The 11,759-nt window shown below is 61.4% G+C and carries 11 protein-coding genes and 1 tRNA gene; 10 read left to right on the forward strand and 2 right to left on the reverse strand.

The window, feature by feature from the left end; genetic code table 11:
* Positions 1-10 precede the first annotated feature (10 nt).
* Together RTX98_RS09415 and glgX are read left to right on the forward strand one after the other, a co-directional pair.
* Positions 11-328: a carboxymuconolactone decarboxylase family protein gene (locus tag RTX98_RS09415; protein ID WP_312796185.1), complete on the forward strand. Its 318-nt coding sequence runs from the start codon at positions 11-13 to the stop codon at positions 326-328.
* A gap of 46 nt (positions 329-374) precedes the next feature.
* Entirely contained in the window at positions 375-2,330 is a 1,956-nt protein-coding gene (gene glgX, locus RTX98_RS09420) for a glycogen debranching protein GlgX (protein WP_312796186.1), read from the forward strand.
* On the opposite strand, the gene RTX98_RS09425 is transcribed toward glgX, so the two are convergent.
* The gene (locus RTX98_RS09425) at positions 2,324-4,099 is read right to left on the reverse strand and encodes a TadG family pilus assembly protein (protein ID WP_312796187.1); all 1,776 of its coding nucleotides are present in this window, start codon (positions 4,097-4,099) and stop codon (positions 2,324-2,326) included. The two genes, glgX and RTX98_RS09425, sit on opposite strands and share 7 nt — an antisense overlap.
* Positions 4,100-4,102: 3 nt before the next feature.
* A complete protein-coding gene (locus RTX98_RS09430; protein WP_312796188.1) occupies positions 4,103-4,543 on the reverse strand; it encodes a TadE/TadG family type IV pilus assembly protein in 441 nt (146 codons plus the stop codon).
* Between the two features lie 219 nt (positions 4,544-4,762).
* Here RTX98_RS09430 and RTX98_RS09435 point away from each other — a divergent pair.
* The 8 genes from RTX98_RS09435 to RTX98_RS09470 form a co-directional block, all read left to right on the forward strand.
* Positions 4,763-4,839: transfer RNA gene (locus tag RTX98_RS09435), tRNA-Pro, on the forward strand.
* Between the two features lie 646 nt (positions 4,840-5,485).
* On the forward strand, positions 5,486-6,766 hold the full coding sequence (locus tag RTX98_RS09440) for a L,D-transpeptidase (RefSeq protein WP_312796190.1): 1,281 nt from the start codon (positions 5,486-5,488) through the stop codon (positions 6,764-6,766).
* An 81-nt stretch (positions 6,767-6,847) separates the two neighbouring features.
* Positions 6,848-7,042, forward strand: coding sequence for a hypothetical protein (locus tag RTX98_RS09445; RefSeq protein ID WP_189501218.1), 195 nt, complete (start codon positions 6,848-6,850; stop codon positions 7,040-7,042).
* A gap of 154 nt (positions 7,043-7,196) precedes the next feature.
* Complete coding sequence (cysP, locus tag RTX98_RS09450) at positions 7,197-8,192, forward strand: thiosulfate ABC transporter substrate-binding protein CysP (protein ID WP_312796192.1); 996 nt, start codon at positions 7,197-7,199, stop codon at positions 8,190-8,192.
* Between the two features lie 76 nt (positions 8,193-8,268).
* On the forward strand, positions 8,269-9,090 hold the full coding sequence (cysT, locus tag RTX98_RS09455; protein WP_312796193.1) for a sulfate ABC transporter permease subunit CysT: 822 nt from the start codon (positions 8,269-8,271) through the stop codon (positions 9,088-9,090).
* A 1-nt stretch (position 9,091) separates the two neighbouring features.
* The gene (gene cysW / locus RTX98_RS09460; RefSeq protein ID WP_312796194.1) at positions 9,092-9,985 is read left to right on the forward strand and encodes a sulfate ABC transporter permease subunit CysW; all 894 of its coding nucleotides are present in this window, start codon (positions 9,092-9,094) and stop codon (positions 9,983-9,985) included.
* Complete coding sequence (locus RTX98_RS09465) at positions 9,982-11,001, forward strand: sulfate/molybdate ABC transporter ATP-binding protein (protein ID WP_312796195.1); 1,020 nt, start codon at positions 9,982-9,984, stop codon at positions 10,999-11,001. The genes cysW and RTX98_RS09465 overlap by 4 nt, the downstream gene beginning before the upstream one ends.
* A 218-nt stretch (positions 11,002-11,219) precedes the next feature.
* On the forward strand, positions 11,220-11,759 hold a 540-nt coding region (locus RTX98_RS09470; protein WP_312796196.1), incomplete at its 3' end, for an MFS transporter.

An 11,759-nucleotide genomic window follows, 5' to 3' on the forward strand; every position in this document is an offset into this window, starting at 1 on the left:
GGCTTCTGACATGGCCGATATGTCAAAGGTGAGCAATGCGTTTCAGGCCTTCATGACAGAGGCGCCGGCACACCAGAAAGCTTGGCTGCAAGCGGCCAAGGGGCTTGGAGAGGCTTCGACGCTGGACGCGAAGACAGAGGCCTTGGTTTATCTCGGCATCCTGGCTGCGACGCGTCTGGAGAGCGGGATCGCATTCCATGTTGCGGAAGCTAAAAAAGCCGGCGCGTCGCGCGAAGAAGTCGTGAGCGCTATCTTGGCGGGCCTGCCCGCTGCGGGTAACGCAGTGATCCAGGCGCTTCCAGCAGCGCTTGCCGCCTACGATCACTAGGCCGCACAATGGCCAACGGTTCCTTCCCGCATGTTCTTCGCTCCGCATGACGCTTGGCGCCATCCCAGACGAGCGTGGCACTCACTTCGCCGTTTGGTCCGGCGCGGCGGAGCGGGTCTGGGTTTCGCTGTTCGACAAAAGCGGTGACCACGAAGTCGCGCGGCGTGAGTTGTCGCGCGGCGAAGATGGCGTATTCTCACTGCATGTAGCCGGCATCGGTGAAGGCGCGCGCTACGGCTTCCGCGCAGATGGCTCGTATGATCCTGCCGCCGGCCTGTGGTTCGATCCCGCCAAGCTCCTGACCGATCCTTATTCCCTGACGATCGACCGCGCCTATTGCTACGATCCGCGTCTCGCCGCCCGACGTGACGAGCGTATCGATACGGCAGCCCTGATGCCGAAGAGCGTCGTGACCCGGCTTCCGCCTGAACTCGATCAACAAGCTCCGCTCTTCAAACCGGGCGGCTTGATCTACGAGCTGAATGTGCGTGGCTTCAGCATGCAGCATCCTGACGTACCGGAGCACAAGCGCGGCACGATCGCGGCCCTCGCTGAGCCCGTCATCATAGAGCATCTCTTGAAGCTCGGCGTTTCTGCCGTCGAACTCATGCCGGTTCATGCCTGGATCGACGAACGGCATCTGCCGCCGCTGGGGCTGAGCAATGCCTGGGGCTACAATCCCGTTTCCTATTTCGCGCTCGATCCGCGTTTAGCGCCGGGTGGACTGACCGAATTGCGCGAAACGGTCGCGGCGCTGCGCCAGGCCGGGATCGGCACCATCTTTGATGTCGTCTTCAACCATACCGGCGAAAGTGATGGGCAGGGGCCGACGCTGTCGCTTCGCGGGCTCGATGCGCAAACCTATTTTCGGCATGGCGCGGATGGCCGGCTGGTGAACGACACCGGCACCGGCAACACGCTGGCCTGCGACCACCGCGCTGTGCAGCGGCTCGTGCTGGACTCACTGCGCCACTTCGTTCTCTATGCCGGCGTCGATGGCTACCGCTTCGACCTTGCGCCGATACTCGGGCGCGATGCGCAGGGATTCTCCCCGCAAGCCGAACTGCTTCAGGCTATGCGGCAAGACCCCGTTCTGGCTGATCGGGTTCTGATCGCCGAACCCTGGGATATCGGCCCGAACGGCTACCAGCTCGGCAACTTCCCCACACCGTTCCTGGAGTGGAACGACCGCTATCGCGATGATGTACGGCGCTTCTGGCGCGGAGACGGCAGCCTGGCCGCCCTGGCGACGCGCCTGTCCGGGTCTTCGGACATCTTCGGCAACGGCGACGCGAACGAGACACCAAGCGTCAACTTCATCGCCGCTCATGACGGCATGACGCTAGCCGATCTCACCGCTTACGCACACAAGCACAACGCTGCCAATGGCGAAGACAATCGCGACGGGCACGACGACAATCTGTCATGGAACCACGGCGTCGAAGGCGCGAGCGACGATCCTGCAATACAGAACGCCCGCCGCCGTGACATCAGGGCCATGCTCGGCACGCTTTTCGCCTCGACGGGCACGATAATGCTGACCGCTGGAGACGAGTTCGGTCGCACCCAGCGCGGCAACAACAACGCCTATGCGCAAGACAACGAGATCAGTTGGCTCGACTGGGCGAACGCTGACGCCGAACTGCTGAAGCACGCGCAGGCCCTGTCACGTTTCCGCCGCTCTTTTCTCGACCTTAATGCCGCGGCATTCCTCAGCAACGCCGACGTCAGTTGGCAGCGCCCCGACGGCCAGGCCTTCACCGAAGGTGATTGGCATGACGGCCAGAACCGCCAGCTCGCTCTGATCCGCAAGACCGACTCGTGGCGGATCGCCATCCTGATCAACGGTGCCGATCAACCCTGCACCCTTGCCCTGCCTCACCATGAGGGCTTGGCCTGGATAGCGTTCGACGGCGCGGAAGCCGAGGAAGGCCGCATGACATGTCCCGCCCGTAGCGTCGTTCTCGCTGCCGAGAGGCCGGTCGCCAATGCGTTCTATTGAACCAGAACCGGTTGGCTGCAGTTCACGCCGTTTACCCACACGTCGACCGAACCGAGTTTTACCCCGAGCGCGGTGAGGATGGTGTTGAGCAGGGTGTCGAGGGGGATGACGGCGTCCGAAAGGATGGGCTTAACAAGCGCCCGAATATCAACGCTTACCTTCAGTGGTTTGAGTTCGACGTTCAGAGCCAGATTTTTGAGCAGGCTTGACGTCAAGGTCTGCGCGTAGTTCTCAACCGACGCCGTCTTGATCGTATGGCTTTGAATCGCCAGTGCATTGAACGTCAGCGGCGTTTCGCGAACATTGCTGATTGCTGCGTTGACACCCGAACCGTTTCCTGCGGTCACCTTCAAGCTGAGAAGATCGCCCAGAAGACTGGTGGCGCTGACATTGATGAGCGTTGCATCGTTCAAAGTTGGCAGGCGAGTGAAGTCTTTGATCTGTGTGGCCGTTCTGATATCGGCAATATACATCTGTGCGATCGCGAGGCGCGCGGCGATCGTAACCGAGGCGGTCGATGCATCATTGCTGCGGCAGGAAACGGCCGTCAGCTCACCACGGGCGCTGCCGACATCGAGCAGCAACGGTACGGATATTTCCGCCTTTGGCAGCGGCAAGATGGAGATGTCTGGAAGAAGGCCCACAGTGGCAACCAACCGAACGCGAGTCTGCGCGGTATAAACAACCGTGCCAAGCCTGCCCATGGTGAGATAGGCTGAGTTCTGCGGCGGCTCGCCGATGGCGATGTCCGCCGTCACCTTTGTCAACCCGGGGATGTTCAGGCCGGTGTTCACCGCCACCTGGTTCTTCCCATTGCCAAGCGCGGCTGCAGCATTGATGAGGTCCAGAAGAGCAAGCTTCGGCGACCTGTAAGCGCCGGGATGAACCGGCTGCGATCCCACCTTGTTTGCAGCCGCCTTGTCGAGGCTGATCAGCTTCTTGAGCGCCAGCGCAGGCGGTTTCGATGGCAGCGCAGTGGTAATTGCTGACAGGGCCGTCTTGGCGTTGGCACTGATCCCCGAAACTTTTGACGCTGCTTTCAAAATGGTCCCAACCGAAACCGAACTGTCCAGCACCTGCTGATAGGTGCCGGCCGTCAGCTTGAGCTCACCGGCCAGCGCATCCATGAAGGCGAAGGCATCGATCTCGGTGTTCAGCAGCGCACGATAATCATTGAAGCTCAGTTTCAAGTTGGTTCCAAGCAGCCCGCCCAAGACGCTGTTGATGATCGGGCTGGCGCTCGTATCCACATCCGCCAGCCGTGACCCGATGGAGAAACTCGCTTCCGGCGCAATCAGCGCGATCGCCGTGGTGCCGATCACGGCGTCGGACAGAACCGGCGTCGGAAAGTAGGTCTCGCCCTTTCTGTGCGCGGTGACCCTAACCGCGTTTGGCGGCGTTGCTCCTGCCGTGAAACGCTCTGCCAACGGTTTGGCCGCGTCGAGCACGTAGCGGCCGGGCTCAACTTTCACCGTGTCGGTTGGTGTATCCGCCGCACCAGATGACGCTTTGGCGTCGATCAGGCTCATGCCCGACAGCCCGTTATCGCTGAACGTCATGAGGCTGGCCTCTTCGGCCTTCGCCAAATGCGCCGCCGCCGTCATGGCGGCAAGATCGGTGATGGCCTGCTGGTTGCGCTTTTGCAGAAAGAGAGCACCGGCGTTCAAGGTGAGACCCGCGCCCAAGAGCAGCACGGGAAAGGTGATCGCCGTCAGCGTGGAGAAGTTGCCGTTCCGATTGCGCCAGAAATCGCCCAGCCGTGACAGCATCGCTCACAGTCCCCCGATCCGTACCACGGATTGCCGGATGATGGCGGTTTGCGGCAAAGGCAGGTTGGTCGCCAGCTGCCAGATCGGCAATTCGCCAGCATCATAGGTCAGCGTTACGACGAAATACTCGCTGCCCGCAGCCGGCTGACTGACAACGACGATCAGCTTTTCAGGTTTAACGAAGGCATAGCCCTGCGAATGGCCCGACACGAAGTCGGTGACGAGCTTCTGGCGTTCGGCATCATCCATGCCCGCCACCGCGATCCTTGCTGCATCGGCAGCAATCTGCTGCACGGAATGCGCCGCCGCAATATAGATGCCGTAGGCGATCAGCCCCATCAAGAGCATGATGTAGAGCGGCGACAACAAAGCGAACTCAACCGCAGCCGTTCCCTTGTTACAGGCGAACAAACGCGAAGAAAGGGTCGTCCACTTTGCTTGCATTCTCAATGCATCCGCCGAGTAAATCTTAGATCATGCAACCACTAGGTGCCGTCTGAAATTAAGTACTCGATAACAACTCGCAGAGGTTGTGGTGCTGCTGACAAGTGCCGACACCGACCGCAAAGCGCTGCGCAGTGGTCTCGTCTGGAAACTTTTGCAAATCGCAATGAGCCCGCTTGCGATCAGCGAAGCGCAAAGTTATAAGCCCGCCACTGGTCACGGAGTGTAGCGCAGCCTGGTAGCGCACCTCGTTCGGGACGAGGGGGTCGGAGGTTCGAATCCTCTCACTCCGACCAGTTGAAACAACGGCTTAGCGGTCCCGAAACGCTGACCACCACAGATCCCCACAGCTTGGCCGCCATCCCCACTGTTGTCTTTGTGCAACGGCATTCACCCGCCGAAGCACGCGTCGGGAACCGCCAGGGTTGCATTCCGTTAATCAGCCACTCAACCAAGTGAATGGTTATCCCATGCGCCTTATGATGATCTGGGGGGCCTTGTTCGCCTCTATCGTCCTCGTCTTCCTCGCTGGTGGACGGACGTCCGTGTTCAACGAAACCGGGATTGTAGCGTCCGCCGACGCCGCGACCGAATAGACCAAAACACAGTTAGCCGGGAACGAGGCCTTGCCCTGTCTTCGTTTTTCTGGCGGGAATGCGTGACGAGGGCGGATCGAATCGCTTTGCCCTGAGGACACGCCGGGCCGTTTGGTCGGCCTCGACGGAGACACGGGCGATGAGCGACTACGACAGGCACCGTGATGGTCCGCCTAATTTGCTGGGCTGGTTGCTCGCCTTCGTTCTGCTGGGACTAATCGTCGTCGTCCTGCTGGGCTACTTCCTTTAATCTCTGATAGCATCTTGAAAAATCAAGCGTTTTCAATGGAGCCATTGTTACGCTTGATCGTTGATGCCCAAAGTCATTTAGATGATGGTGGGCAAGGTGATTTCCAAAACAACGCTGAAACTGGCGACGATCCTCGCGATCATGCCGCTGGCTGCTTCCTTCGCCTATGCGGCGCCGATCGAGCCTGACGCGATCGCCAATGCCACCTTCGACAGCTGGCAGAAAAGCAAGAGCGGCAAGGGCGACAGCAAGAACGGCGGCGAAGAAGCTGTTCTCGAAATCGATCAGCAGTCCGGCGAAGTGGAAGCTGCTGAGCCCGAGGCGCCGAAGCCGGACGCCGCCAAGGTCGCGGTGCCGGGACAGCCGGACGCCGTTGTAGAAACGCCCGAACAATCCACCGACGTCCCCGATGAAGCGGCCGCGCAGGTATCCGCTAACCCGAAGGCCGAAAAAGAGCTGAAGGCCGCCGAGGAAAAGGCTGCCGAGGAAAAGGCTGCCGAGGAGGGCGGCGACAAGAAGCAGGCCGAGGCGGATCCATTTCTGATCCGTGTGCAGGTTTTGCTCGACCGCGCTTATACCTCGCCTGGCGAGATCGACGGCATGTTCGGCGACAACACGCGCAAGGCCCTGGCTGCCTACCGCGCGATGAAGGGGCTGCCAGCCAAGGGTGAGCTTGACGAAAAGCTTTGGGACAGCCTCGCCCAGGATACGGCGAGCCCGATCCAGACCTATGAGCTGACCGCCGAGGACATCAAGGGCCCTTACTTCCCGGACTTGGCCGAGGATTATGCCGAACTCGCTAAGCTCGAGCAGATCGGCTACCGCAATGTCACCGAAATGCTGGCGGAGCGCTTCCATATGGATGAGGGCCTGCTGAAGGCGCTAAATCCGGATGCGGACTTCGAGAAAGCCGGCACCAAGATTACCGTCGTGGCACCCGGCGGTGCGCCAGAAGCTGAAGTTACCCGCATCCTCGTCGACAAGAAGAAGGGCGAGTTGCGCGCTTATGTCGGCGACGCCAAGGAGCCGGCCTTCGTGGCGCCCGCATCGATCGGCTCGGAAGACACCCCGTCACCCTCGGGCAAGGTCGAAGTCGTCGCGGTCGTGAAGGACCCGACCTACACCTACAACCCGGAAATCAACTTCCAGCAGGGTGAGAACAAGGAAAAGATGGAGCTTCCGGCTGGCCCGAATGGCCCGGTCGGCAATGTCTGGATCGACCTGTCTAAGCCCACCTATGGCATTCACGGCACGCCCTGGCCTAATCTGGTCAACAAGAGCGGCAGCCATGGCTGCGTGCGATTGACCAACTGGGATGTCGGCCGCCTAGCCGAGCTGGTGAAGGCGAAAAAGACCAAGGTCGAGTTCGTCGACTAAACGCGACCAGCACCGCTTTCACTGTTGTACTCCTGACGGGCTGAGGCATACTCGGCCCATCAGCTTTTGGGAGGAACGACAATGACGACGAGCCCAGAACTTCTTTCCGCCATCAACCAATATGTCGATGACGCAGCCGCCCATGGCGAAGTGATGATCCCGGTCAAGCAGATCGCTTCCGAACTTGCGGGCCGGTTCGACGAAAAGCCGTTGGACAAGATCGAGGAGAAAGTCCGCGATCGCGTTCGCGCCAAGGATCTTTATCCCACCGATTGAGATGGTCGCCCGAAGGCGTAGGAATAGTATTCCCTGATGCCATATATTTTTAGTTAGATGTTCTCGGCAGGAGGAGGGTGTCGTGGCGGCTTGCCTCCTCTTGCAGGGTCGTGTCGGCTAGGTTGAAGCCCATCTCAGCTTCAGGACCCGCCACATGCGTCTTTTCTTTCTCGGCGCCGCTCTTGCCGCGCTCATCTCCGGGCCGGCTTCCGCCCAGTCGCCGGACAACTCGCCCGACAAAATCCTCAACGCCTCCTACGACATCTCCCGCGAGCTTTTTGCCAAGATCAACGAGGCCTATGTCGCGAAGAACCCCGGCAAGACTGTTGATCAGTCGCATGCCGGCTCGTCCAAGCAGGCCCGGGCGATCCTGGAAGGGCTCGACGCCGATGTGGTGACTTTCAATCAGGTCACGGATATCGATGCGCTGGTCAAGGGCGGGGCGGTATCCGACGACTGGCAGAGCGAATTCGCCAACAATGCCTCGCCCTATTACTCGCTGCCCGCCTTCCTCGTGCGCGCCGGCAACCCGAAGGGCATCAAGAACTGGGACGATCTGGTCCGCGACGACGTGAAGGTCGTGTTCCCGAACCCGAAGACCTCCGGCAATGCCCGCTACACCTATCTCGCCGCGACCGCCTACGCGAAAGAGAAGTTCAACAATGACGAGGAGCAGGTCAAAGCCTTCGTCAAGAAGCTGTTCGACAATGTGCCGGTGTTCGACACGGGCGGTCGCGCCGCCACCACCACGTTTGTCGAGCGCAACATCGGCGACGTGTTGATCACCTTCGAGGCGGAAACCCGCGGCATCGCCAAGGAGTTCGGCGAAGACAAGTTCGACATCGTCGTGCCGGAAGTCAGCGTGCTTGCTGAGTTCCCGGTCGCCATCGTCGATCGCGTCGTCGACAAGCGCGGCTCGCGCGACTTCGCCAAGTCCTATCTCGACTTCCTGTATTCGCCGGAAGGCCAGAAGATCATCGCCGAGAACGGCAACCGCGTGAACGACGAAGCCGTCTCGGCCGAGTTCAAGGACCAGTTCCCCCAGGTCCGTCTCGTGAAGGTCGAGGACGTGTTCGGCGGCTGGGACAAGGTTCAGAAGGAGCACTTTGCTTCCGGCGCGCTGCTGGACGAGATCTACGGCGACCGTTGACCTCGGCAAGGCTTTAAGCTTGATGGCCGGCGTGCTGGGCGCGCCGGCCATTGGTCTGTTTTGAGGGGAGCGCATCGTGAAACGCCGGGTCCTGCCGGGTCTGCCTTTGGCGCTCGGGATCACGATTTTCTATGTCGCGCTCATCGTGGCGCTGCCGCTCGGCGCGCTGATCTTCAAGGCGGCATCGCTCGGCTTTGACGATTACTGGCGCATCATCTCCTCCAATCGCGCTCTGGCGAGCTACCGCGTCACTGCCGGCTCGGCTGCAGTCGCCACCGTCTTCAACCTCGTCTTCGGCATGGCGCTGGCCTGGGTGCTGGTGCGCTACAACTTTCCCGGCAAGCGGCTGGTGGATGCCATCGTCGACCTGCCTTTCGCGCTGCCCACGGCGGTTGCCGGCATTGCGCTGACCACCTTGTTCGCAGCCAATGGCTGGTTCGGTGCGCCGCTGGCGGCCATCGGCATACCGGTCGCTTACACACCGCTCGGCATCATGGTCGCCATGGCCTTTACCAGCCTGCCTTTCGTGGTCCGCACCGTACAGCCCGTCCTGGAAGACCTTGACCCAGCACTTGAAGAAGCCGCGCAATCCCTGGGTGGGTCGGACTGGACGATCTTCACCAAGGTAATCCTGCCGCTGCTCACGCCAGCCCTTCTGGCCGGCGTGTCGCTGTCCTTTGCCCGCAGCCTGGGCGAGTTCGGCGCCATCATCTTCATTGCCGGCAACCAGCCGATGCAGACCGAGATTACCGCGCTACTCGCCTTTATCCGGCTTGAGGAATACGACTATCAGGCCGCTGCCGCGATTGCTTCCGTGCTGCTGATCACCGCCTTCGTGATGCTGGCCGTCACCAACCTCCTGCAAGCGCGCGCTCTGCGCTACACACAGAGGTCGTGAGATGAGCGCTTCAACAGGCAAAAAGCCGCCGCGCGTGGGTGAAACCCCTGCCGTTCGCCGCACCCTGATCACGCTCGTTCTGGCTGTCGGCGCCATACTCGTGCTGGCGCCGCTTATCGTCATCTTCGTGCAGGCTTTATCGCTCGGGCTTTCCGCCTTCGCGGCCGCGATCGGTCACCCCGACACGCTGCACGCGATCCTTCTGACGGTCGTGACGGCCTTGATCGCCGTGCCGATCAACACGGCCTTCGGCGTCGCGGCCGCCTGGGCTGTCACCAAGTTCGACTTTCCGGGCCGGCGGCTGCTGATCGTCATCATTGAGATTCCATTCTCGATTTCCCCGATCGTCGCCGGCGTGGCCTACCTCTTCGTGTACGGTCTGCAGGGCCTGTTCGGGCCGGCGCTGCAATCCGCCGACATCAAGATCCTCTTCGCGCTACCCGGCATCGTGCTGGCATCGATGTTCGTCACCGCACCCTTCGTGGCGCGCGAACTGATCCCGCTGATGCAGGCGCAGGGACGCGACCTCGAAGAAGCCGCGACCTCGCTTGGCGCCTCCGGCTGGCGCACCTTCTGGTCGGTGACCCTGCCGAACGTCCGCTGGGCGCTGCTTTACGGCGTCGTGCTCTGCAACGCCCGCGTCATGGGCGAGTTCGGCGCGGTGTCTGTCGTGTCCGGTAACATTCGCGGCCAGACCAACACGCTGCCGCTGCATATCGAACTGCTTTACCACGACTACCAGACAGCCGGCGCCTTCGCGGCCGCCTCGATCCTGACCGTGCTCGCCGTCGTTACCATCATCGCCAAGGTCGCACTCGAGCGTCGAGGGGCAGGGCGGCGCAGCCGGGTCAGCCTTGCCGCGCCAACCATCATCGCCGAGGAGCCGAAACCATGAAGATCCGCCTCGATCAAGTGGTGAAGACTTTCGACACCTTCCGCGCCGTGCACGGCGTTTCGCTGGAAGTGGCAAGTGGTGAATTGGTGGCGCTGCTTGGTCCATCCGGTTCCGGCAAGACCACGATCCTGCGCATGATTGCCGGCCTCGAATTTGCCGATGGCGGGGCGATTTACTTCGGAGATCAGGATGCGACCGCCATTCCCGTGCGCGAGCGTGGCGTTGGCTTCGTGTTCCAGCACTATGCGCTCTTCCCGCATATGACGGTGGGCGAAAACATCACCTTCGGCATGAAGGTCTCGAAGGTCAAACGCTCCAAGTCCGTGATTGCCGCACGGGTGGACGAGTTGTTGAAGCTGGTGCGGCTGGAAGGGCTCGGCGACCGCTTCCCGTCGCAGATATCAGGCGGTCAGCGGCAGCGCGTGGCCCTAGCCCGGGCGTTGGCCGTCGATCCCAAGGTCCTGCTTCTGGACGAACCCTTCGGTGCCCTCGACGCCGCCGTCCGTCGCGATCTGCGCGTTTGGCTGCGCGAGATTCAGGAGCAGCTCGGGATCACTACCGTGTTTGTGACGCATGACCAGGAAGAAGCCCTCGACCTCGCCGATCGCGTCGTGATCCTGAACGAAGGCAAGATCGTCCAGGAAGGCACGCCCGAAGATGTGACCCGTCGCCCGAACACCGCCTTCGTCACCCGCTTCCTCGGCGACACGAACCGGCTGGAAGGACAGGTCGCGAGGGGGCAGGTTCAACTTGGCGGCACGTCCCTTGCCGCACCCGGCATTCGCGATGGCAAGGCCGAAGTTTTTGTTCGTCCAGCCGATCTCGAATGGGCTTTGGAAGGCGAGGGGATGTCGGCGACCGTGACGCGCGTCATCGATCGTCCCGATCATCGCCGTGTCCTGGCTAAGCTCGCTGATGGCACCCAAGTCGAGCTTGATGTGCCGCCTGAAACACCCGTTTCGCGCGGCCATATCGGTGTTTTGCGCATCCAAAGGGCCAATATCTTCCCGGCCTGACACCTTCCGGCTTCAGGCGCGCACACGTTGCACAAGAAACGCCATCGTCCCGCACAATAACCCTTGCCGCCTCCCCAATATCGGGACTAAGGACGGCGGTCTTTCGACGCCCGCTTTTTGCCCGCGCCGAACCTTCCCAGCGATGGCCTCCCAAGGCTCCCGGGCAACAATGTTCCGTCGAGCGGCTGTCTCTGGATATTTCTGGAGCACTAAACCTTATGTCCGCGACATCATATCAAAAGGTGGTCACCCCGGCGCCTGCCAATCCGCGTTCCCGCGTGATCCTGGCAAGTCTGGTTGGCACGACTATCGAATTCTATGACTTCTACGTTTATGCGACCGCTGCGGTCCTCGTTTTCCCGCATCTCTTCTTCCCGGCCGGCAACGAAACCACCGCGTTGCTTGCCTCCTTCGCAGTTTTCGGCGCAGCCATGGTTGCCCGCCCCCTCGGCGCCATCTTCTTCGGCCACCTCGGCGACAAACGCGGCCGCAAGATCACACTGGTCGGTGCGCTGCTCACAATGGGCATCGCGACCTTCCTGATCGGCGCTTTGCCGACCTATGCAAGCGTCGGCTGGCTTGCCCCGCTGCTCCTGGTGATCCTGCGTCTGGCGCAAGGCTTTGCGCTTGGCGGCGAGTGGAGCGGTGCGGCGCTGGTGGCAACCGAGAACGCCCCGGCCGGCAAGCGCGCCATCTTCGGCACCTTCCCGCAGCTCGGCGCGCCGATTGGCTTCATCATTGCCAACGGCCTGTTCCTG

The organism is Tianweitania sp. (genome assembly GCF_032053605.1).
Classification (GTDB): Bacteria; Pseudomonadota; Alphaproteobacteria; order Rhizobiales; family Rhizobiaceae; genus Tianweitania.